Genomic DNA, 23,515 nt, shown 5'->3' on the forward strand with positions numbered 1-23,515 from the left:
GGTACGGCTCAAGCTGGCCCCTGGGAAACCAGTCCAGATAGAGGTAGGGATTTTCCTCGAGCTGAGCCGAAGCGACATCGCTTTCCGCGGCGGATGCGAGCGGCCACAGGGCGTGAGCAGCGAGCAGGCCGAAAGCGAGAGGGCGGGGGCGTGATAATTGTCCAATGGCCAGCGCAAGGCTGCGCCAGCGGGAAGCTTCCAGCATCGAGTGATTGGTTCCAGCTATCTTTAGAGTCTGTCTTGGATTCTGGCCGTTGGCGAGAGTTGCGCGAATGGCGTCAAAAAGTACGAATCGGTGAAGTTTGAACCGGTCCGCAAAATCAGCGGTCGATTCTACTTGAATGGTTGCGGCCATGGAAACCGGCCGCGCAAAGATTAGCGGGTGAACCGTATGGCGGGTGTCGTTACAATGCCGGGTTTTCAGGCGGCATTGGTACCATTCAAGGCCATTCGCGTGGTCAATCCCGTGGTGACGTGTTGAAGTGAACAAGCAGGTAGTGGATGAACGAGTGTGTAACCCAGGCCCCGGATGAGCGCAAAGAACAACTGCGTCAGTGGGCTGCCCGTGCCCTGCAGTCAGGCCATGAGTCGCTGCAAGTGCCGCCGCTTGAAGCGACCCTGCATCTGCAGGCCCTGTCTGGCGATGCGGGGTTCCGTCGCTACTTTCGCACCGATACCGCGCCCTCGCTGATCGCGGTCGATTCCCCTCCAAACAGGACCAACGTCAATCGGTTTGTCGCGCTAGCGGACTACCTGCGACGCAACGGCATCCACACCCCGCTGGTGATTGCCGCCGATGTCGAGCACGGCTACATGCTGTTGGAAGACCTCGGCGACACGCAATTACTGCGCGACCTGAATCCGGACAGCGTCTCCGGCCTGTATGCCGAGGTGATGAATGAATTACTGTGCCTGCAGCAGATCCCGCGTCAGGAAGGGCTGTTTCCGCCCTACAATCGCGAACTGCTGCATATGGAAATGCGCCTGCTGCCCGAGTGGTTGATCGGCAAGCTGCTGCAGCGGGAGCTGAGCGAAGAAGAAAATCAGCTGATAGAGCACACCTTTGCCCAGCTGCTCGACAGCGCCAGCAGTCAGCCACAGGTGCTGGTGCACCGAGATTATCACAGCCGCAACCTGATGGTTCGTGATGGTGAGCGGCCGGGGGTGGTGGACTTCCAGGATGCCGTGTGGGGCCCGGTCACCTACGACCTCGCCTCTCTGCTGCGCGATTGCTATATCCGCTGGCCGCAGGAGCAGGTAGAAAACTGGGCCCTGGCCTACGCCGCCATTGCCGTCGACGCGGGTGTGATTCCCGAGGTGGCCCCGGAAACTTTCTTGCGCTGGTTCGATTGGATTGGCCTGCAGCGCCACTTCAAGGTACTTGGGCTCTTCCCGCGGCTGTATCTGCGGGACGGCAAGCACGGTTATCTGCCAGATTTGCCGCTGGTCATTCGCTATACCCTCGAAGTGTGCGATAAATACGCAGAGCTGCAGCCCTTTGCCCGCTGGTTCCGGGCTGAAATAATGCCGTTGGTGGAGCAGCAGGACTGGTATCGCGACTACCGCAGCGCCGGCGAGCGACAGCAGGCAGATACCACCGTTACTCCGTAACGTGTGCTTCCCCACAACGATCGCTGCCCGCTTGCCCAATAAGGCTGCTCAATAACGCCGCTGAACAAGCCGCCGACTAAGCCGCTAAATAAAAAAGGACCGCATGACATCGCAACCGCCTAAGGCGTCCAAGGCGCCCACCGCCATGCTACTTGCCGCCGGGTTCGGCAAGCGCATGCGCCCGCTGACCGATTTCACGCCCAAGCCGTTGATCCCGGTGCTCGGCAAGCCGCTGATCGAATACGCCATCGAGCGCCTTGCTACCGCAGGGGTGAAGAACCTTGTTATTAACCTCGCACACCTGGGCGGCCAGATCCGTGAGCATCTGGGGAGCGGTGAGCGTTTTGGCGTGCAGATTCAGTATTCGGAAGAGGGTGAGCCACTGGAAACCGCCGGTGGTATCTGCAAGGCATTACCGCTGCTGGGCGAAGAGCCCTTCTTGGTAGTGAATGGCGATGTCTGGTGTGACTTTGACTTTTCCACGTGGGTAAACAACCCGTTACCGGAAAACTGCCCCGGTCGCCTGCTGATGGTGCCCAACCCGCCACACAACCCGGAGGGGGATTTCGGTATCGACGATGGACTGCTCTCCGGCAGCACCAAGCCACGCTACACCTTCGCCGGTATCAGCTACCTGCGCCCGCAAATCCTTACCGAATACCCCAATGCCCGCGAATGCTACGGCCTTGGTGAAGTCTTCGCGCATAACGAAGACAAGATGCAGGCGGAAGTCTACAAGGGTGACTGGTGTGACGTGGGTACGCCTGAGCGCCTGAATAATTTGGAAGAGAAATTACGCGCTGAATAGCCAAAAAAGCGCACACACTGCATAAGTCAAAATTGAAGGTGAGGCGCAGGTGGGGGCTTTCGGGATCGTCGCAAACAGGAGGTTTGCGCCGAAACGCCCAGGGATGGGTTTACAGTGGTCCCGAAAGCCCCCGCCTGTGCCTTGCCGCCACAAAAGCCAAAATAGGGCCCAACCAAGAAGGCCCTCCACTCAACTGGTACTGAGACGAGAAAATGCCGGACTATAAGATTGCACCCTCCATCCTCTCCGCCAACTTCGCCCGCCTGGGTGAGGAAGTCGACAACGTCCTCGCCGCTGGCGCCGACTGGGTGCACTTCGACGTAATGGATAACCACTACGTCCCCAACCTCACCATCGGCCCCATGGTGTGCAAAGCCCTGCGCAACCACGGTGTGGAGGCGCCGATCGACGTGCACCTGATGGTCGAACCCGTCGACGACATGATCCGCATGTTTGCCGATGCCGGTGCCACCTACATCACCTTCCACCCGGAAGCGAGCAAACACGTCGATCGCTCCCTGCAACTGATCAAATCTCTCGGCTGTAAGGCCGGCCTGGTATTCAACCCCGCCTCCAGCCTCGACGCCGCCAAGTATGTGATGGACAAGCTCGACATGATCCTGCTCATGTCGGTAAACCCCGGCTTCGGCGGGCAAAAGTTCATCCCCGCCACCCTCGACAAGCTCAAAGAGGCGCGCAAACTGATCGACGACTCCGGCCGCGATATTCGTCTGGAGATCGACGGCGGCGTGACTCGCGATAACATCCGCGAAATCGCCCAGGCCGGTGCCGACAGCTTCGTCGCAGGTTCCGCGATCTTCAATCAGGATGATTATGCAGAAGTGATTAGCGCCATGCGCGCCGAGCTGGCTCAGGTCTGAGAACGACTTCAGGAACATCTGAGAACTATTGGTCACAGGAGCGGGCGGGCGCCAAGCGGCGCTTGCCCACCCCAAGAGACCTTTGTACACTTGCTCGCCGGAATACAGGGAAGCAACTCGACGCTGCGAGATTCTGACATTGAACTGCACTGCCCACCTCAATCACAGCTGGCGATGGCGCCACTGAACCGCTGAAGCCTGAAGACCTAGCTCTATGAAGAGTCACATGTATGGGTCCGACGGGCGCCTTCCCCGCGGGTCGGATTCCACCAAGATGCGCAATCCAGGCCCCGCTAGAACAAACAAAGCATTGCACAGACCGGAGTCGCCATGACCCCCAGCGAATACACCCAGCTTGCGTCTGCAGGATACAACCGCATACCCCTCGTACGCCGCGTGCTGGCCGATATCGAAACCCCGCTCACCACCTACATGAAGCTCGCTGCCCGTGATGGCGGCCGTTATAGCTATTTACTGGAATCGGTACAGGGTGGGGAGAAATGGGGCCGCTACTCCATTATTGGCCTTCCCGCCCGCACCGTACTGAAAGTGACCGGTCATGAGATAACGGTCGAGCGTGACGGCAAAGTGATTGAGCAGAAGCAGGTGGAAGACCCGCTGGCCTTCGTCGAAGAGTTCCGGAGCCGCTATAAAGTGCCGGAAATCGAGGGCCTGCCGCGTTTCAATGGCGGCCTGGTCGGCTATTTCGGCTACGACGTGGTGCGCTATATCGAGCCGAAACTGGCCGACAGCTGCCCGCCGGATACCCTGGGTAACCCGGATATCCTGTTGATGGTGAGCGACGAACTGGTGGTGTTCGACAACCTGGCCGGAGCCGTGCTGTTTATCGTGCACGCCGACCCGCAACAGGAAAATGCGTTCGAATCTGCCCAGCGTCGTCTCGACGAGCTGGTCGGCCAGCTGTCCCAGCCCCTCGACAGCGTCGAGCCGCTCGGTATCGACGGTGAGCACACCGCCGAAGACACCTTTGTTTCCCATTTCGGCGAAGACGCCTTCAAGCAGGGCGTACACAAGGTCAAGGACTACATCCTCGCCGGTGATGTCATGCAGGTGGTGCCGTCACAGCGCCTGTCTGCACCGTTTACCGTGCCACCGTTGAATCTTTACCGCGCCTTGCGCAGCCTGAACCCCTCCCCCTATATGTATTTCCTCGACCTGGGAGATCACCAGGTGGTCGGCTCCAGCCCGGAAATTCTGGTACACCTGGAAGACGGGGACATGACCGTGCGCCCGATTGCCGGTACCCGCCGCCGCGGTGCCACCGAAGAGCAGGACCTGGCGCTGGAACAGGATTTGCTGGCGGACCCGAAAGAAATTGCCGAACACCTGATGCTGATTGATCTCGGCCGCAACGATGTCGGACGGGTTGCGCAGACCGGCACCGTGCAGGTAACAGAAAAGATGGTGGTGGAGCGCTACTCCCACGTGATGCACATCGTGTCGAATGTGACCGGTAGGATCCAACCGGGGCTCAACGCCATCGACGCCCTGCGTGCGGCGCACCCGGCGGGCACGCTTTCCGGTGCGCCCAAGATCCGTGCCATGGAAATTATTGACGAGCTGGAGCCGGAAAAGCGCGGTGTCTATGGCGGCGCCGTGGGCTACCTGGCGTGGAACGGCAATATGGATACCGCCATCGCAATCCGCACCGCGGTGATCAAAGATGGAAAAGTGTATGTGCAGGCCGGTGCCGGCCTGGTGGCGGACTCTGACCCGCAGTCCGAATGGGATGAGACCATGAACAAAGCGCGGGCACTGTTCCGCGCCGTGGCTATCGCTACCGGTGAATAACTCAGTCGTATCGAGACCCGTATTGAAACACGTATTGAGACCCCTGTTGAAACATTGGAAGACGTATTACCGATGAGTGAAATATCAGTACAACAGAAACGCGGCTTTGCCGAGAGCTGCCGTCGCCTCGTGGAAGCGCCGATCTTCAATCAGGTGATTATCGGTCTGATTCTGGTGAATGCGGTAGTGGTGGGCATGGAAACCTCCACCTGGGTGGTCGAACGTTTCAACGATGCATTGCTGGGGGTGAATCAACTTATTTTGATTGCCTTTATGGTGGAAGCGGCGGTCAAAATTAGTGCCGAGGGGCGTCGCCCGTGGCGTTATTTCGCCAACGGCTGGAACTGCTTTGATTTCTCCATCATCGTGCTGAGCCTGATTCCTGCGGCCGGTCCCATGGCCACGCTGGCGCGCTTGGTGCGGGTGTTGCGGGTCTTACGTTTGGTGTCCGCTTTCCCGGAGCTGCGCTTGCTGGTGGATACACTGCTGCGCAGCTTGCCCAGCATGTTCCATATCAGCTTACTGATGGGAATTATCTTTTACATTTACGGTGTGGCCGGTTATTTCCTGTTTCATGAAATCGACCCCACCCACTGGCGTACCCTGCCCATCGCCCTGTTGAGCCTGTTCCGTATCGTTACCTTTGAGGACTGGACGGACATTATGTACACCGCGATGGATGCCATGCCCTACGCCTGGATCTATTTCATCAGCTTCGTGGTGATGGGCGCGTTTGTGATGATTAACCTGTTTATCGGGGTGGTGCTGAACAACTTGGAAGAAGCCAAGTTGCGCCGCCTGGACGAGCTTTCCATGCCGCCGAGCCAGACCGAAATTTTGCGCGAACTGCGTGCCACCCAGGAATCCCTTGCCCGCTTACAGAAGCGGCTGGGCGAGGCGGCACAGGATAAAGGAACCGAATCATGATCCTGATGATCGATAACTACGATTCATTCACGTTCAATATTGTGCAGTATCTGGCGGAGCTGGGTGCGGATGTGGTGGTGAAGCGCAATGACGAGATCAGCGTTGCCGATATTGAGCAGTTGAACCCGGAAAAGATTGTGATTTCCCCGGGACCCTGTACGCCGAACGAGGCCGGTATCTCCATGGATACTATTCGCGCTTATGCGGGCAAGTTGCCGATTCTCGGCATCTGCCTCGGCCACCAGAGTATTGGCCAGGTGTTCGGTGGGCGTGTGGTGCGTGCCGGTGAAGTGATGCACGGCAAGACGTCGCCGATTATCCACAACAACCTGGGGGTGTTTAACGGCCTGTCGAACCCGTTTGAGGCGACCCGCTATCACTCGTTGGTGGTGGAGAAGGGTAGTTTGCCGGACTGTCTTGAGGTCACTGCGTGGACCGAGACGGAAGATGGCGAGATGGATGAAATTATGGGGCTGCGCCATCGCGAGCTGCCGATCGAGGGGGTGCAGTTCCACCCGGAATCGATTTTGACTCAGCACGGGCACGATATGCTGAGGAATTTTTTGGAGTCTTGAGGATTCTTGTGTGCTTTGTAGCGGGTTTAGTGGCGGCACTGCTGCCGGTATCCGTTTGTGAGACACACCGTGAACCCATCCATGGGGGCTCTTCTAAAACATCCCTGTTTTAGAAGGTCTCACAAATGGATACCGGCATCAGCACCTTCACGTTGAAGACCTGAGCTTTGTCGGAGATCTGCTATCCAACCTGATTAGGGATTTGGGGGAGGAGTAAAAATAATGAATATCCAGCAGGCCATTGCCAAATTGGTGGAAGGCGAACATCTCACCCGCGAAGAGATGCGCGGGGCCATGGGGCAGATTATGCGCGGCGAAGCGGAAGACGCGCAGATCGGTGCGTTTCTGGTAGCCCTGCGTATGGCGGGAGAAACCGTCGACGAGATCACCGGCGCGGTGGAAGTGATGCGTGAGCTGGCCACCAAGGTTGAGCTCGACCCCACTCATGCAGTCGACATTGTGGGTACCGGTGGTGACGGGGCGAACCTGTTTAACGTCTCCAGTGCGTCCAGCTTTGTTGCAGCCGCTGCCGGCGCGCGGGTGGCCAAGCATGGCAACCGCTCGGTTTCCTCTTCTTCTGGTTCTGCCGATCTGCTGGAAAAGGCGGGCATCTATTTACCGCTAACCCCGGAGCAGGTGGCGCGTTGTGTGGACGGTGTTGGTGTGGGCTTTATGTTCGCGCCGAGCTATCACAGTGCCATGCGCCATGCGATTGGCCCGCGCAAGGCGCTGGGCCTGCGCACTATTTTCAACCTGCTGGGGCCGCTGACCAATCCGGCCGGTGTAAAGCGCCAGGTAATCGGCGTGTTTGACCCGCACTACTGCCGCATGCTGGCAGAAGTACTTCAGACGCTGGGTTCCGAGCACGTGCTGGTACTGCACAGCGACGATGGGCTGGATGAAGTGAGCCTCGCCGCCGCGACCCGCGGTTGGGAATTAAAAGATGGTGAGCTAACGGAAATCGTTATCAAGCCCGCGGATTTTGATATCGAACCGAGAGCCATGGATGACCTATGTGTGGATGGCTCCGAGGCCTCCCTCGCACTGATTCGCGATGCTTTGGGCAAGCGCGAAACACCTGCGGGCAACAAGGCTGCCGACATTATTGCCCTCAACGCCGGTATGGCGATTTACGTTAGTGGCGTTGCCGCGAGCCCCGCGGAAGGGGTGAACATGGCGCAGGACGCGATTTATAGCGGGCTGGCCGGGGAAAAAATTAACGAGCTGGCTGCCTTTACCAGCGCATTCAAAGAGTGAAGTCATGAGTACGCCAACAATTCTGAAAACCATTGTCGAGCGCAAGTGGGAAGAAGTCGCCGAGCGCAAGAAGCTGGTTAGCCAGGATGAAATGCAGCAGCGTGCGTTGCAGCAGCCACCCTGTCGCGGATTTGTGAAGGCGATTGAAGCCAAGCGCAAAGCCGGTGAGGCAGCGGTGATTGCTGAAATTAAAAAGGCATCGCCGAGCAAGGGGGTTATTCGCGAAGATTTTATCCCCGCGGAGATTGCCACCAGTTATGAGAAGGGCGGTGCGGCCTGCCTGTCGGTACTGACCGATGTGGACTTTTTCCAGGGTGCGGATGAATACCTGCAACAGGCGCGCAGTGCGGTGCGCCTACCGGTTATCCGCAAAGATTTTATTGTTGATCCGTATCAGGTGTATGAGGCCCGCGCCATGGGTGCCGACTGTATCCTGTTGATTGCTGCCTGCCTGGATGATGCACAGCTCACCAGTCTGAATGATTTGGCGCAGGAATTGGGCCTGGATGTGCTGGTGGAAGTGCATGACCGCCAGGAGCTGGAGCGCGCGCTGAAACTGCCGAACCGGTTGATCGGGATCAACAACCGCAATCTGCACACCTTTGAAGTTCAGTTGGAAACCACTTTCAGCCTGCTGGGTATGATCCCGGATGATCGTATCGTGGTCACCGAGAGTGGAATCCACACCACCGACGATGTAGCGGCCATGCGCGGCCACAATGTCGATACCTTCCTGGTGGGCGAAGCGTTTATGCGTGAGAAAGAGCCCGGTCGACGCCTGATGGAACTGTTTAACTAAACGTTAGTTCAGCTGATCTCATTGCTTAAATCAGCCCGGCCTCGGCAAAGATTGCCGCGGCCGGCTGTAACTCCTTCTCATATTTGCGCCAACGTTCCACTGCGCTGCGGTAAATAGGTTGGCGTACCTGCACACTGCTGGCCGTGGACACGGCGGCATCTGAACGATAAAACTCGAGGCACTCCGCTTCCCACGGCAACGCCAAGTATTGCATCAGCGCACGCGCTTCCTGCTCCGGATTTTCGGTGAGTTTTTCGTAATTCAGTGTATAGATTCTGTCACCGAACAGGCTGTGCCAGTGGGCCATTAAATCTTTGTAGGCGCAGATATAGCGTGCCGTATCGGTAAGGCTGTAGTGGTAGTGGTAGTAGCGGAAGTTGAAGGAAAACAGCTGGCGGTAATTGCTCAGGCACACATCCAGTGGGTTTCGCTCGAGTACCACAATTTTGGCCCTGGGCAGGCTGCGCAGGATAATTCCCAGGTAAAGAAAATTCATCGGCAGCTTGTCGATCAGGCGTGTAGCGGTCTTGCCGCGCTCGCCGCAGCGTGTTACATAATCCCTGCCAATAGCTTCCGCGTCCGCGGTGAGTGCCCCGGTGATTACCTCGGGATCCAGAGTTTGTGCTGAACGGCTGTTGGAGTGACGCTTGATTGCCAGAGGAAGCTCATGCAGTTCGCCGAGTGTTTCGATTTGCGAATGGCTCGCGAGAATGCGCTCTACCAGTGTTGTGCCGGAGCGGGGCATGCCCAGAATTAACAGGCAGTTTTCCCCAAGGCTTGAGTCCGCGCTTTCCGGTATGGGCGTGTCGCTCGGAAACGCAGATTTAATTGCCGAAAATAGCTCTGCGTCCTGGGAAAAGTTGTAGCCAATTTTCTCGCGGTAGCGTGTTTTCGCCTGCGCGAGGTAGCGGAAGGACTGGGTGTAATCGCCGGCGCGCTCCAGATTCCGTGCCAGCGCGTGGCTCAGGTAAAGCTGGTCTTCGGCGGCAAGGTTGGGTGGCGTTAACAGCTTCTCAAGCTCGCTGCCTGTTGTGGACTGGGTGTCATTTTTTTCCAGTTCAGACAGAGCCCAGCGTGCGCGACTGAAGCCTGGCTGCAGTGAGATCGCGTTTTCGTAAGCGGTGCGGGCCGCTTCCTGGTTGCCAAGAAACTGCTCGGCAGATGCCAGGTTAAACTGGAACTGGGCATTGTCTGGTGCGAGTGCCACGGCGCGTCGCAACGGGAGTACCGCTTTCTCGTGTTCATCAAACTTCGCATACACCACGCCGAGGGTGTCGAGAATCAGTGCGCGCTCGGGGTTTTCCGCCATGGCCGCGTCCGCCGCCTGTATCGCCTTGGCATACAGGTTCAGCTGCGCGCAGTAGCGGGCCTTCTGGCTCAAATATTCTGCATTGCGCGGCGCTGTTACCAGTGCGCGCTCAATCATTTCCACCGCTTTATTCACCTGGCCGGCTGCGGCGGCAGCAATACTGATCAGAAACCAAGCGTCGCTGTGCTCAGGATCGAGCTGCAGAATCTGTCGGCAGCACTGGTGCAGCGTGCGCATATCACCCCGGTTAAGGGCCTGTTCGGCGGCAGCGTGGAGTTGTGGGAGCGAGGGGTTTTGCATGGAGAGCAACCAATAAAAAAGCCGGCCGGGATAGTGTATCCCAGGCCGGCTTCCAGTGAAGTCCTGAAGCTAAGTCAGCATCAGAATTCGTAGGTGAAGCGGGCACCGATGGTGCGCGGGGTACCTACGTACTGGCCGTAAGAGCGCTGGGTGAAGCCATTGCCCCACTCGATGCCCGGGCCATTGTTTTCGTCTTGCAGGTTGCGACGGCTGGTGCGGGTACCGGTGATGTAGTACTTGTCCCACAGGTTGTCGGCGAATGCCTGTACGGTCCACTTGTCCATGCGCAGAGTTGCGGACATATGGTGCACTGCGTAACCGGGGATCGCTTCACCACCGCGGTCGCCAGCCATGATGTCGCCGGTGTCTTCGTCGATCATGTACAGTGGATCCTCCGGGCCACCGACCATGTTGTACACGTCACTGGCGAAGACCAGGCCGTAGTTCAGGTCCAGGTCGTAGCCGTTCAGAACTGTGGTGGTGTAGTTCAGGTTCAGGGAGCCCTGGTGTTCCGCATGTCCGGGCAGGCGTGCGCCGGCGTAGACATCGTATGGGCCAACCAGGCCCGGCGCGTCTTCGGTCAGCTCTGCATCGGTATAGGCATAGGTGAATGCCAGGTCCAGGTTGTCGCTAATCAACCAGCTGCCCTGCAGTTCGAAGCCCTGGCTGACCGCGGCACTGCCGTTGCCGGTAATCGGCAGGGAGCCGTTGGTGGTGGTGGTGGCTACCTGCAGGTCGGTCCAGTCGATGTAGTAGAGCGCTGTGCTCACGGACAGGCGATCGCCTACCAGGCCCTTGTAGCCCACTTCGTAGTTGTCGATCTTGTCCGGGTCGATCAGCACTTCATCCGACAGTGCACACAGCTGCTGGTTGTCACTGGCGATCTGCTCGGCGGTACACTCCGGTACGGAGTTAACGCCACCATTGCGGTAACCCTGCGAGTAGGTGAAGTACACCATGCCGTTGGCGGTGGCATCCCAGGCGACGTTGAACTTGAACAGGTCACCTTCGTCTTCACCCTGGTTTCTGCCCAGGTCTACGTTGATCGCGTCTTGGGGTTCGCCGAGGAATACAGTTTCAAACAACGGCAGGCCGAAACCGCCAGTAATATCGGTTTCAAACTTGTAGCGACGATAGCCACCGGTAACCGACAGGGTGTCGGTGATGTCGTAGGTCAGCTCGCCGTAGAAAGCGGATTCCTTTTCGTCGATGTCGGTCAGCTGGATGTATTCCAGGTTGTCCGGACGCAGCTGCACACCACCCCAGTTGTCCACAACGAACTGGTCGAAGAATGGGGTGAATTCTTCACTGATGGCATCGGATTGGTATTCGTTCTGGAAGTAGCCGGCTACCCACTTGAACGGGCCTTCGTGCTGGGAAGACATACGCAGTTCGAATGTATCGGCCTTGTCCTTCACTTCCTCACGGGTATAGGCGGAGAAAGAGGGGAAGGAGTCATAACCGTAGTCCAGGTCCAACAGCAGGTCGGTCTGGTCACGCTGGCCCAGCTCATCGTATTCGGATTGGCCGTAAACCATGGTGGCCTGGGCGAAGCCCAGATCGCCGATCAGCTCGATGCTGGTGAGCTTGTTGGTGTAGTGGTTAGGCTCTTCGTAGCGCATACCGGATTCGTAAGGACCGGTATTGAAGGACAGCTGGTGAGCCAGCTGGCGACCTTCCGCCTTGGTATCCTGGTAGTAGTGCCACAGGTTGGCTTCCAGCCAGTCGGTGGCCAGCCAGCGCACGTTGATACGGCCAGACTTGGTGTCTTCACCGTTGGCATCTTTCACCCGGCGCAGGTTCGCGGCAACGTCATCGGGGTTGCTGAAGTCCGGGTCGGGGTTAGATACACCAGATTCACGTACGACGTAGTTGTAGTCGATAAAGCCGGGGTCCTGGATGCTGTCCGCGTTTACGCGTACGGCCAGGATATCGGTGATCGCAAAGTTCAGGGTCGCGCCATACTCGGAGCCGAGGCCGGAGCTCTCGGCGTTGCTGCTGGCGCTACTGCGCACGGTTGCGGTGAATCCAGAAGGATCTGCTTTAGCGGGGATATAGCGGATAGCGCCACCCATGGTGCCCTGACCGTACAGGGTACCCTGTGGGCCGATCAGTACTTCCACGCGCTCCAGGTCGATGGGCTTCAGGTCTACCTGCAGGGGGATATCACCCAGGTAAGTGGCAACGGTGCTGCTGCTGAAGCCCGGGCCGAGGCCGCCGGTGTTCAGGCCGCGCACCAGGATGTCCGGGCTTTCATCGCGCGGGCCGCGGTCGACTACGGTCAGGCCGGGGGTGTAATAGGCAATCTTGGCGATGCTGTCGAGGCGCAGGTCTTCGATCTTCTCGCCGCCCACTGCAGAAATATTGATGGGGATATCCATCACATTCTCTTCGCGGCGGGAGCCGGTCACTACCACTTCCTCGAACACGGGCTTGTTTTCGGTGTCGGCAGCCTGTGCGGTAGCAAGGTGCGGCATGGGCAGGGCGGCACAGGAAATCGCCAGTGCCAGATGGGACTTTTTCAGTCCGAGATAGTTGTTGTGTCTCACGTGGTTCCCCTAGAGCTTTTTGTTGTGTGTTGTTTTGGGTGCAACCAACGTACCAGTGCGAGCAAGAATTTGTTGCTAAATTTCAGCATCAGACGGTGAATTATTTTGTGCTGCCGCGGCAACTTGGTGCATGCTCTGGCAGGGTGCGGTAGGGGCGCTCTTTGTTGGTGCGCGTGAACCTTCTTGGGGCGTGGAGTGGGCGTTGATCGTTTATTGGCCCACAAAAAAGCCGGGCAATTGCCCGGCTTTTGTTCAATTCATGGATGGCGGCAACCTATCGCGTGCCGTACACCACCATGGTTTTGCCTTTTACCGATACCAGCCCCTGTTCTTCCAGGGTCTTCAGCACCCGGCCAACCATCTCGCGGGAACAGCCCACGATACGGCCAATCTCCTGGCGGGTAATCTTGATCTGCATGCCTTCCGGGTGGGTCATCGCATCGGGCTCGTTACACAGGTCCAGCAGGGTGCGGGCTACGCGGCCGGTGACATCGAGGAACGCCAGGTCGCCCACCTTGCGGGTGGTGTTGCGCAGGCGTAGCGCCATCTGGGTAGCCAGATTGAACAGGAACTCCGGATGCTGGCGGGTCAGCTCCTGGAATTTGGTGTAGGAAATTTCCGCTACTTCACACTCGGTCTTGGTGCGAACCCAGGCACTGCGCGTATCCTGGTCGAACAGGCCCATCTCGCCAAAGAAGTCGCCATCGTTCAGGTAGGCAACGATCATCTCGCGGCCTTCGTCGTCTTCGATCAAAACGGTGACGGAACCACGCATAATGAAGTACAGAGACTCACAGCGGTCGCCGGCGTAAATAATGGTGCTCTTGGCTGGGTAGCGGCGGCGGTGGCAGTGGGCGAGGAAGTCTTCGATGTTGCCACTAGTCAGAGTGTCTTCGGTAGAGACCGTCACGGATCTACTCCTTTTTTTGAAATATTTGTGCCTGATCCCGGTTAAGGGGACGATTATCCCGCTAAAACCCTAGTGCAAACAGGGCCTTTACGAGCCAATCTTTCGCAATGTGATCTGGGCCACTTTTTGTGTGGGGTATAGGCAGGGTTCGTTTATAGCGGTTGCGCACAGCGCTGACAACCACCGTAAGTTAAGGCTTACTCAGATATTAGGGTGAGACTGTACGTCCGCACCAATTTCCCCGTGCGCCGTGCTGCGGATTCCGCAGACTGTTGTGATAAGCTCCCGGCCCCCATCCAATATGAAGGAGAGAGTTCCATGGCGGGCGTAATGCAAGGTCAGGTGACCTGGGTAAATGGTGTGACTTTCGTCGGTGAAGCGGGCAGCGGTAATTCCGTGGTGATGGAAGGTGGCCAGAAAAACAATGGTATCCGTCCCATGGAAATGATTCTGCTAGGCGTGGGCGGCTGCGCTTCGTACGATGTGGTGGGTATCTTGCAAAAGACCCGTCAGGATGTGGTCAGCTGCCATGTGGAACTGAAAGGTCATCGCCCGGATGCAGTGCCGGCGCCGTTTGAGAAAATTGAAATGGAATTCGTGGTGCGCGGACGCAACATCAAGGAGTCACAGGTGGCGCGCGCGGTGGAGCTGTCTGCAGAAAAGTATTGCTCGGCATCCATCATGCTTGGCAAAGCCGATGTGGAAATCGTGCACTCCTACCGTATCGAAGAGGCCTGAGCCCTTCTTGTCCCGAACCTTCCCCTGATCTGTCCGCGGTGTCGCACTGCGGGCAGGCCCCTGTCCCACGCCGATGAATTGCGTTTCGGGACACTAGAATTGTTTCGTTCTCCCCAGCCCTCTAATATGCGCACAATTGTACTCAGTCAGCGGGAAAAACGATGACAGATCTCAACCAAAAGACCAGTGTCCGCATTCTCACTACCGGTGGCACCATCGAGAAGAGTTACTGCGAGTCCGAAGGCACCCTGAAAAACCGCGCCTCTATTATTCGCGAGGGCCTGATCAGCAGCCTGCGCCTGCCCTATACCCATCTCGAACTGGAGAGCATCCTCAACAAGGACTCCCTGGAGATGGACGACAGCGACCGCGACCAGATTTGTGCGGCCATCGCCCGTACCGTAGAGAAGGGCGACCCCATCGTGATTCTGCACGGCACCGACACCATGTCGGTTACCGCCGAGTATTGTTTCGCAAAGATGGGCACGCCCGCGGTGCCCGTGGTGTTCACCGGGGCCATGCGCCCCATGGGCTTTATCGATTCCGATGCCCGCCAGAATGTCACCGAAGCGCTTCTCGCCGCGCGCCTGCTGCCGCCCGGGTTCTATATCGCGTTCCACAATCGGGTATTCGCGATTCCCGGCGCACGCAAAAACCTGGAGAGCGGTACCTTCGAGGCCGTGTAAGTGGCATTCACAGGTTTACAGTGCCAGCTTCTGTGCAGCAAAATACAGATTCATTGATTTGTGATCACATTTTAGATATAAACTGAATAATCCTTCAGTTTTTAGCTGATGCCAACTATTCGTGTGCCAAACCGAGGTGACCATGACTGACAACCGGAACCCACAGCCAACGCCGCAAACCCTGCAGGAGTGGCTCGCCCGGGCCGACGAGCTCACTATTGAGGGCCGCGCATTTATTAACGGCGCTTATGTGGATGCAATCAGCGGCCAGACCCGCCCCTGCACCAGCCCGGCAGATGGCCGCGAGCTGGCACAGATTGCCAATTGTGGACCGGAAGACGCCGAGGTGGCGGTCAAGGTCGCGCGTGAGACCTTCGAATCCGGTATCTGGTCCGACATGCCACCTATGGATCGCAAGAAGATCCTGGTGCGCTTCGCGGAGCTGATCGAAGAAAACCGCGATGAAATTGCCCTGCTGGAAAGCCTCGATGCGGGTAAGCCCATCAGCGACACCATGAATGTGGATGTGCCCAGTGCGGTCACCACCATTCGCTGGAATGCGGAAGCGATCGACAAGATTTACGATGAGATTGCTCCCACCGGCCCCACCGAGATTGGCCTGATTACCCGTATGCCGCTGGGCGTTGTGGCGGCGATCGTGCCGTGGAACTTCCCGCTCTCCACCACCGCGTGGAAGCTGGGCCCGGCGCTTGCCACCGGTAACAGCGTGATCCTGAAGCCGGCATCCAATACACCGCTCACCGCAATCAAGCTGGCGGGGCTGGCGAAACAGGCAGGTTTGCCGGATGGCGTACTGAACGTACTGCCCGGACCGGGCAGCAGCCTGGGCAAGGCCCTGGGCCTGCACATGGATATCGATGGTCTGACCTTCACCGGTTCCACCGAAGTGGGCAAGACCCTGACCGAATACTCCGGCCAATCCAACCTGAAGCGTACCTTCCTCGAGCTCGGTGGTAAGAGCCCGAACATCGTATTTGCCGACGCTGACCTGGACAAGGCCGCGGAAGCGGCCGCACTGGCGGTGTTCTATAACCAGGGTGAGACCTGTACCGCCGGTACCCGTCTGCTGGTGGAGAAAGGCATCGCCGACACCTTTATTGAGAAGGTCAAGAAAGCTTCCGAGCGCTTCCAGCCGGGCCACCCGCAGGATCCCAACACCGTGATGGGTGCCCTGATTGACCAGAGCCAATACGACACCGTGGAATTCTACGTGGCCAAAGGCCTGGAACAGGGCGCAAATCTGGTGTGCGGCGGCAAGCCGGCGGCAGCAGTGGAAGGCGGTCACTACTACGAGCCGACCATTTTCCGTGGTGTGAGCGGCGACATGACCATTGCGCGCGAGGAAATCTTCGGCCCGGTACTGTCGATCATCGAATTCGAGACCGAAGAAGAAGCGCTGCAGATCGCCAACGACTCTATCTACGGCCTGGCCTCTGGCGTGTGGACCAAAGATCTTGGCCGTGCCCACCGCATGGCGCGTGACATTCGCGCGGGCTCGGTATGGGTCAACAACTACTTTGGTGGCGACATCACCGTGCCGTTCGGTGGCTTCAAACAGTCGGGCAACGGCCGTGACAAATCCCTGCACGCGCTGGACAAGTACTGCGAGTTGAAGTCCACCTGGATCGATATCAGTTAATCATCCCTGGGTTATCCCGTCTGAATTGACTCCTTTGGGCTGCTTTTGCAGCCCTTTTTTTTGCGAGCAAGTCTGTTGGGGGCACTACATTGCAATGTGCGCGACCTGCAGCTATACCTCGTACTTGGCATCGGTGTATGGCGAATCAGGAGGCTGGACTATGAGTGTATATCCTCATGGCTTTTCCGTGAGTATTGAGCGGCATGGCAGTGAACGGGTATTGATGACTTTGTATGCGCGCGGCAAGTTACAGCATCAGGATTATCAAACCATGGTGCCGATGCTGGAGTCCGCGATTGCCGGCATGCAGCATCCGACGATCGATGTAATGATGGACATGCGCGAGCTGGACGGCTGGGAAATCCGTGCCGCCTGGGATGATCTCAAGCTCGGCCTGAAGCATGGCCGCCAGTTCAACAAGATCGCGATGGTGGGGAATAAATCCTGGCAGGAAACCGCGGCCAAGATCGGCAGCTGGTTTATTGGCGGTGAAGCCCGCTTTTTCGAAGACAAGACAGAAGCATTGGCCTGGTTGACGAAGACTTCCTAAAGAGCTCGCATTCCTTGCTATCCGCATTTCTCTGTGCGTTACGCGTAAAAAATAGGGGCGATTTATCGCCCCTATTTTCGTTCCAGAAGCCTCGGTTATTGGCAAGCGCTCTGGATCTGGTGCGCTTCCTGCACGGCCTCCAGCCAATAATAAGTATCGTTGTCACTGAAGTAGTAGTACACACTGTCATTGGGCAGAAGGACGATGGTGATCCCGCCAAAGCCGGAAAGGAACGGAATCCACTGGGCACCACTGCAGCCACTCAGGTTGCCGGCTACGTTGTGTGCCCAAAACCCATTGTTGTAGCGGTAGTTACTGAGTGGCACAGTCCCGGTATCGGCCGTATTGCGTTGCAAAGCGCTGTCGAGCTGGGTGCTGTCGAGCATTGCCTGTCCTGCAATTTTTCCGTCCTCGATGCCAACAAAACTGGCAATTTTTGCTACATCATCTGGCAGCCACATTAGGCCCCAGCCGGCAAATGGTTGCGCAACGGAATCGTAAGTGCGTCGAGTATAGAGCCCGGTGGGGCCAACGCCGATCGGCTCCCAGAGGTCTGCCACGATGGTGTCTGCAAAGATATCCGCGCTACTACCCTGTTGATTCTGCAGGTAGTCGTTCATATGGGTGCCGGCAATGTAGGTATCGGAGGTGTGGTAAACCCACTGGCTGCCCGGTGTCGCCTTGCGCAAATACTGGCTACAGCTATAGCTGATTTTGCTGCTGTGACTGTCGGCGAGAAACAGTCCGTCGGTGTGAGCTGCACCCTCATCGACCATGTAGCTGGCGCTGTCGTAATTACCCGTGGCCATATCTAGCAGGTTGTTTAAGGTCACGTCAGACCAGTTGCCGTTGCTGCTGCATGCAGGCACATGAGTTGCGACACTGGTATTGCGCACGCCCGGGTAAAGCTGTTCAAGTCGCATCATTGCCACGCCGGCGAAGAAGGATTTAGCCGAGGAATAAGAAGGCACTACCAGGGAATCACAGTAGGGGTAGTTGCCATTGCGGGTCACGCAATCACCGCGGTAATGCACACCGGCGTAAATGAACCCTGCAGTGGAAATATGGCTCGCATCAGTACTGTTTGGTGCGGTAAATGCCGATGGATCGGTTCCGGGGTAGTCGGTGGCGAGCGCAGACAAAGGCTTGGTGGGCATGCGTCCGTCAATTTCGGCCTGGTAATCCTGGATCAACTGGCTCTGGTTGGCGATGGACTCAGGGGTATAACTTGCATCCAGCAGTCCCCACCAGTCTGCCTTGAAGTACAGGCAGGTCTCACTGCTGATTTGATACGCTACCTTGGAAACAGAGCCGTCGTCCTTGAACAGAAATGTCATCACACCATTGTGCATGCAATTCGCATTACGTTGTTGCAAGGCGAAGGGCAGGGCTGCGCGGCTATAACCATTGTCACTGTTTTCCTGCCATACGCGCCCTGGCGTCAATACATATTCCCAATCCGGATGGCTACTGGCGATAGACCCGCGCTCAAGCGGGAAAATATGGCTGCCGGTCTGAATAAACTGGAATGCAAATTCTGGTAAATGCTTGCGCGTATTGTCAGCAAACCCTGTGTAGTTATAGGTATCCACGACTTCCGAAAAACTACCGCCGGTAGCTTCTCCGCTCAGTGTCAGGGTGCCAGCAAATGCATGCTCTGGATGTGCGGCGTCTTGCGGCACGGCATACGCAGATAAATCGACACGACTGCCCGGGTCACTACCTGCCGTCAAGGTCGCATAGCTGAGGTCACTGCGGGTGACACTACCCGAGCCGGTGAGCTCATCGTAGTAATCATCGTTACTGCCTCCGCTGCTACCGCCACTACTGGAACCGCCACTGCTGCCACCGCCAGTATCGGTATCGCCGGTAACCAGGATGTTGTCTCCATAACAATAATCGTTGCCCCTGTTTACGACATTTCGATATCGGATGACGAGCTGGCTCTTGTTGTCCGCATCAATTGCCACCGAACTGGCGGAGTACAGGGCGCTGTTGTCCTGCCCATTAACCAATGTAATCGCATTTACCCAGGTGCTACCGCCATTATTGGAAACCTCGGCGATACAGCTGTCGCCGAACTCCAGGGAGTAGGCAGAAATATCCAGTGAAATATTCACGTTGACATAGCCCAGCGTAGAGAGGGTGTAGCTGGCACTTGCGTTTGGCCCCCGCAGTCCGATGGAGTAATTGCCATAGTACGCGTTTGCGTAGGCGGTTCCGGTTGTCGACCAGCCGGTAATGTTACCGTCCTGAAAGTCTTCATCCAGCAAGGTGTTTGCCTGCAGGCTTGTCGTCGCACATGCGGATAGCAGTACCGACAGGGTAAGGGTTCGAAGGATTCTCATTTTTCTGGTTCTTCAATCTGAGGGGTGGATAGGTGTTGCTCACGTCAACTGGTTTGACGTCATTTTCTGTCAGGGAAATTGCTTCAAGCGCGGAGGTGCGAAAACCTGAGCGGTTACCCGCCCAGGTTTTCAGAGGTCGTCAGTTACTGACATAGACTGCGGATCGCGTTCGCCTGCTGCGCAGCGTCCATCCACAGGTACTCATCGTCGTCGCCAAAGTAGTAGTAAACGGAATCGTTTGGCAGGATCAGTACGGTAATACCACCGTAGCCAGACATGAACGGTAGCCACAGGGGATTACTGCAACCGCTCATGTTGCCACTCACTTCGTGGGCCCAGAAACCATTGTTGTACTTATAGTCAGTCAACGGCTCCAGGCCGCGATCCGCGCTGTTGCGCTGAAGCGCCGCATCCAGTTGTGATTGTTCCAATACGGATTGGTTGTCGTCAGCAAGGAAAGCACCAATCTTGGCAACGTCGTCACGCAACCACATAAGGCCCCAGCCGGTGAACGGTTGTTGGATGCTGTCGTAAGTGCGGCGAGTGAATTCCGCAGTAGGACTGACGCCGAGCGGTGCCAGAATTTCGTCCACCACAATATCGCTGAAAATATCACTACTGCTTCCTTCAATACCGCGTAAGTAGGCATTCATCGCCGTGCCCAAAATGTAGGTATCGGATGTGTGGTATACCCATTTCGTACCGGGCGTTGCTTTGCGCGGATACTCGGTGCAGCTGTAATTGATTTTGCTGGCGTGGTCCTCCGGCAGGAACAGGTCATTGGTATGGCTTGCCCCTTCATCACTCATATAGCCCGCCAACTTGTAATTACCGGTGCCCATGTCGAGGGCGTTGCCAAACGTGACATCGTCCCAGTTACCGTTTGTGTTGCACTCGCTGATGTAGCTGCCAATGGCCTGGTTGAAAGTGCCAGGGTATTTCTCTTCAAGACGCATCATGGCACCCCCGGCAAAAACAGTTTTTGCACTGGAGTAAGACGGCACAACCAATGATTCACAGAAGGGGTAGTCGCCCTGTCGCGAACTACAACCACCTACATAATGCGTGCCGTCGATAACAAAGCCGACGAGGGAAATGGCTAGTGGATCCTTTCCATTGGGGGTTGCGAACGCGGTGTAGTCGGTGCCCGGATAATCCTGGTTCAATGCGCTGAGAGGCTTGCTGGGCATGCGGTTGTTGACTTCAGCTTGGTAATCGCTGGTCAGTTGCGCACTATTGCTGACACTGTGTGGGGTGTAACTCGCGGCGAGTTGTCCCCACATGTCTACCTGGAAGTAAAGACAGGTTTCACCGGCAATCTGATAGGCTACATCGGAAACGGATCCGTCATCCTTGAACAGGAATGTCATCATGCCATTGTGCATGCAATTGGCATTTTTTTGCTGAAGCGCGAATGGCAGGGCGACACGGCTGTAACCGGCATCCCCATTTTCGTCCCATACGCGCCCCGGCGTAAGCACGTATTCCCACTCCGGATGCGCACTGGCAATAGAGCCACGTTGCACCGGGAAGATATGACTGCCGGTTTGTACAAATTCAAAATTGAATTCTGGCAGGTGCTTGCGTGTCGTATCCTGAGAGCCAGTGTAGCGGAACGAGTCTTTTTGTTCGTCAAAGGCGCCACCAGTGGCTTCACCGAATAGCTCCAGGGAGCCCTCAAACTGGTTTCCTGGCATCGCCGCATTAGCAGGCAAGGCGTAATGACTGTAATCCACCAAACTACCCGGGTCACTGCCATTGATCAGGGTATTCATTGTCAGCGCAGCACGCGATACGTTACCGCTACCGCTGAGTGGGTCGAAGTCATCCACGCTGCCGCCACCAGTAGCAGCACTGCCACTCAAGCCAACAGATATATTTCCCTCATCCGGATCATTGGAAGAGATAGTGAGGCTGCCACTAAAGTTGCCATCCGCTTGTGGTGCGAAAGTCACATCGATACCACAGTTTGCGCCGGCGCTCACACTGCCGCAATCGTTGCTGCTTACCGAGAAAGGTGCTGCTGGATTGCTTACGTTGCTGATGACCAGTGTCGCAGAGCCGTCGTTGGCGACAGTGATTGTGCGGGTGGCATTTGCGCCTGTTGCGATGGCGCCAAAGCTGATGCTGGCCGGGGCGCTAATGTCAGGATCGGTGGGCGCGCCGCCAGTGCCCGTCACTAGTGCCCGGTAGCCATAACAGTAGTCACCGGTGGTGGCGCCGGTGCCGCGATAGCGCAGCTGCACGGCGACATTGTTGTCGATACCGGCGGGGGCGCTGGTGCTGGAGAATTGACTGCCGTTGTCATCACCATTGGCAATGGTAAGTACAGTTGTCCAGCTACTGCCGCCGTCTGTGGAAATTTCACCGTAACAGAACTCGCCATTTTCCAGCGAGGTGGCAGCCATAACTAATTCGACAGATACCGCAGAGTAGCCCGCGGTAGAAACAGTGCGTGCAGCGCTAGATGTGCCCCGCAGACGCATGCTATTGCCGTTATAAGCGGAGACATTGCCGGTAGTCGACCAGCCGCTGATATCGCCGCTGGTAAAGTTATCCTCATAAATGGTTTCTGCGCTAGCGCCGGTTGACGCCCATGCACATATAAATACTGCCGCCGCGCTTAACTGGAGTCTCGTTAAAAATTTGGAGGGTTGCATAGTGTGTTCTCGATAGTTATTCGTATGTCGCCAGGCGTTTTTAGGAAGCATGCCAGGGCATAACATGCGGCTTTTTCGTATGCCGCTATAGAACCAGCTGAGGAGTTGCGAAGGTGCCAGCCTGAATGGCAGGTCTATTTTTGCGTCATGTTCAACACATGACGTGGTGTGATTTTTTTGCGATCTGGACTTCTTGTGGGTATTCGGGTGTACGGATCACCGCGAGGTTATTGTGTGAAATTCATGCAAAATCGAAATTTCACACAGTTTGTGAGACAGTGGATGTCCGCTACCGAAAACAGGAGGTATGTGCTGGATGGTTGGTTTATTGGCAAAACGGACGCATGAAAAAGAATGTGCGAAAGGCGTGAGATGGGCGAGAGGTGCGGGACGGACGTGTCTGCTGGTGCTGGCCCTTTTGGCGCTTCTGCTCACAGCCTGCGGGGACAAAGCCAGTCAAAGCTCTGCCCAGCGCCTGCAGAATGACCCTGCCGCAGTAACGGCTGCAGATGCCGATTTTCTGGACGAGGAGCCAGAGATCCCTGAGTTTACCAACTACATCAACCAGGGTGACCTCGCGGAGATAGAGCAGCAGGGCATATTGCGTCTACTGGCTCCGAAAGGACTGGAAGAGGATTCGCTGCCGCGGGAGGGTTTGCCCACTGCCGAATGGCGGGCCCTGGCTGAGAAATTTGCCGAGCAGCGCGGGTTGGCGGTGCAATGGATCTACGTCGATCACTTTGCTGACCTGATTCCCGCTCTGCGCGACGGGCGCGGCGATGTGATTGCGGTGAACTTTACTCGCACAGAGCAGCGCGCCGAACAGGTGTTGTATGTGCGTCCGTTGAAGTATGTACAGGAGCAGCTGATTACCCGGCGAACGCAAGTCGTCGCTCCCGATTCAGCGGATGGCCCAACAGTAATCAAGGTCGCGGTGCGCAAGGGCAGTGCTTTTGAAGAAACCATTTCCGAGTTGAACCAGGCCCCTTCGGCCAAACTGCAGATGTCCTTGCGCTCGCAGGTTCTCGATGAGCCCATTACCCAAGAGGAGTTGCTGGCTGGTGTTGCTGACGGCACGTTTGCAGCAACCATTATCGACAGTAATGTGTCGGCGGTATTGCTCGAGGAGTTCCCC

The 23,515-nt window shown here is 56.9% G+C and carries 19 protein-coding genes; 13 read left to right on the forward strand and 6 right to left on the reverse strand.

What is annotated here, in order from left to right; all coding sequences use genetic code 11:
* Positions 1-355, reverse strand: a 355-nt coding sequence (locus AS89_RS17735; RefSeq protein WP_010133408.1) for a hypothetical protein, incomplete at its 3' end; no start/stop codon positions are given.
* 146 nt (positions 356-501) lie between these two features.
* Between AS89_RS17735 and AS89_RS0114355 the strand changes: the two genes are divergently transcribed.
* From AS89_RS0114355 to trpC, 8 genes are all read left to right on the forward strand, one after another.
* Positions 502-1,611 (forward strand): aminoglycoside phosphotransferase family protein, encoded by a 1,110-nt coding sequence (locus AS89_RS0114355; RefSeq protein WP_010133409.1) that lies wholly within the window; start codon positions 502-504, stop codon positions 1,609-1,611.
* A 103-nt stretch (positions 1,612-1,714) separates the two neighbouring features.
* The gene (gene murU / locus AS89_RS0114360) at positions 1,715-2,419 is read left to right on the forward strand and encodes an N-acetylmuramate alpha-1-phosphate uridylyltransferase MurU (protein ID WP_010133410.1); all 705 of its coding nucleotides are present in this window, start codon (positions 1,715-1,717) and stop codon (positions 2,417-2,419) included.
* Positions 2,420-2,631: 212 nt separating this feature from the next.
* Positions 2,632-3,300: a ribulose-phosphate 3-epimerase gene (rpe, locus tag AS89_RS0114365; RefSeq protein WP_010133411.1), complete on the forward strand. Its 669-nt coding sequence runs from the start codon at positions 2,632-2,634 to the stop codon at positions 3,298-3,300.
* 330 nt (positions 3,301-3,630) lie between these two features.
* Positions 3,631-5,112 carry an anthranilate synthase component I gene (trpE, locus tag AS89_RS0114370; RefSeq protein WP_010133412.1) on the forward strand — a complete coding sequence of 494 codons (1,482 nt, stop codon included), beginning with the start codon at positions 3,631-3,633 and terminating at the stop codon, positions 5,110-5,112.
* Positions 5,113-5,184: 72 nt separating this feature from the next.
* Positions 5,185-6,039: an ion transporter gene (locus AS89_RS0114375; protein ID WP_010133413.1), complete on the forward strand. Its 855-nt coding sequence runs from the start codon at positions 5,185-5,187 to the stop codon at positions 6,037-6,039.
* Entirely contained in the window at positions 6,036-6,614 is a 579-nt protein-coding gene (locus AS89_RS0114380) for an anthranilate synthase component II (RefSeq protein WP_010133414.1), read from the forward strand. Before AS89_RS0114375 ends, AS89_RS0114380 begins: the two co-directional genes overlap by 4 nt.
* A 222-nt stretch (positions 6,615-6,836) precedes the next feature.
* The gene (gene trpD, locus AS89_RS0114385) at positions 6,837-7,871 is read left to right on the forward strand and encodes an anthranilate phosphoribosyltransferase (protein WP_010133415.1); all 1,035 of its coding nucleotides are present in this window, start codon (positions 6,837-6,839) and stop codon (positions 7,869-7,871) included.
* A gap of 4 nt (positions 7,872-7,875) precedes the next feature.
* Positions 7,876-8,670, forward strand: coding sequence for an indole-3-glycerol phosphate synthase TrpC (gene trpC, locus AS89_RS0114390; RefSeq protein WP_010133417.1), 795 nt, complete (start codon positions 7,876-7,878; stop codon positions 8,668-8,670).
* A gap of 25 nt (positions 8,671-8,695) precedes the next feature.
* Here the strand turns inward: trpC and AS89_RS0114395 are convergent, their stop codons facing one another.
* The 3 genes from AS89_RS0114395 to crp form a co-directional block, all read right to left on the reverse strand.
* Positions 8,696-10,279: a tetratricopeptide repeat-containing sulfotransferase family protein gene (locus tag AS89_RS0114395; RefSeq protein WP_033230580.1), complete on the reverse strand. Its 1,584-nt coding sequence runs from the start codon at positions 10,277-10,279 to the stop codon at positions 8,696-8,698.
* 80 nt (positions 10,280-10,359) lie between these two features.
* Positions 10,360-12,828 (reverse strand): TonB-dependent receptor, encoded by a 2,469-nt coding sequence (locus tag AS89_RS0114400; protein ID WP_010133419.1) that lies wholly within the window; start codon positions 12,826-12,828, stop codon positions 10,360-10,362.
* Between the two features lie 274 nt (positions 12,829-13,102).
* Positions 13,103-13,738 carry a cAMP-activated global transcriptional regulator CRP gene (gene crp, locus AS89_RS0114405; protein WP_010133420.1) on the reverse strand — a complete coding sequence of 212 codons (636 nt, stop codon included), beginning with the start codon at positions 13,736-13,738 and terminating at the stop codon, positions 13,103-13,105.
* A gap of 330 nt (positions 13,739-14,068) precedes the next feature.
* Here crp and AS89_RS0114410 point away from each other — a divergent pair, with 330 nt between their 5' ends.
* From AS89_RS0114410 to AS89_RS0114425, 4 genes are all read left to right on the forward strand, one after another.
* Positions 14,069-14,476, forward strand: a complete 408-nt coding sequence (locus tag AS89_RS0114410) for an OsmC family protein (protein ID WP_029250060.1) — start codon at positions 14,069-14,071, stop codon at positions 14,474-14,476.
* A gap of 161 nt (positions 14,477-14,637) precedes the next feature.
* The gene (locus tag AS89_RS0114415) at positions 14,638-15,162 is read left to right on the forward strand and encodes an asparaginase (RefSeq protein ID WP_010133422.1); all 525 of its coding nucleotides are present in this window, start codon (positions 14,638-14,640) and stop codon (positions 15,160-15,162) included.
* 142 nt (positions 15,163-15,304) lie between these two features.
* Positions 15,305-16,822: an aldehyde dehydrogenase gene (locus AS89_RS0114420; protein WP_010133423.1), complete on the forward strand. Its 1,518-nt coding sequence runs from the start codon at positions 15,305-15,307 to the stop codon at positions 16,820-16,822.
* A 160-nt stretch (positions 16,823-16,982) separates the two neighbouring features.
* Positions 16,983-17,372: an STAS/SEC14 domain-containing protein gene (locus tag AS89_RS0114425; protein ID WP_010133424.1), complete on the forward strand. Its 390-nt coding sequence runs from the start codon at positions 16,983-16,985 to the stop codon at positions 17,370-17,372.
* Positions 17,373-17,467: 95 nt separating this feature from the next.
* Here AS89_RS0114425 and AS89_RS0114430 read toward each other — a convergent pair whose 3' ends face one another.
* Both AS89_RS0114430 and AS89_RS0114435 read right to left on the reverse strand, forming a co-directional pair.
* The gene (locus AS89_RS0114430; protein ID WP_010133426.1) at positions 17,468-19,720 is read right to left on the reverse strand and encodes a hypothetical protein; all 2,253 of its coding nucleotides are present in this window, start codon (positions 19,718-19,720) and stop codon (positions 17,468-17,470) included.
* A 143-nt stretch (positions 19,721-19,863) separates the two neighbouring features.
* Positions 19,864-22,128, reverse strand: a complete 2,265-nt coding sequence (locus AS89_RS0114435; RefSeq protein WP_237709699.1) for a choice-of-anchor D domain-containing protein — start codon at positions 22,126-22,128, stop codon at positions 19,864-19,866.
* A gap of 670 nt (positions 22,129-22,798) precedes the next feature.
* Between AS89_RS0114435 and AS89_RS17740 the strand changes: the two genes are divergently transcribed.
* On the forward strand, positions 22,799-23,515 hold a 717-nt coding region (locus AS89_RS17740; protein ID WP_158217373.1), incomplete at its 3' end, for a transporter substrate-binding domain-containing protein.

Origin of the sequence: Microbulbifer agarilyticus S89 (assembly GCF_000220505.1) — a bacterium.
GTDB lineage: Bacteria > Pseudomonadota > Gammaproteobacteria > Pseudomonadales > Cellvibrionaceae > Microbulbifer > Microbulbifer agarilyticus_B.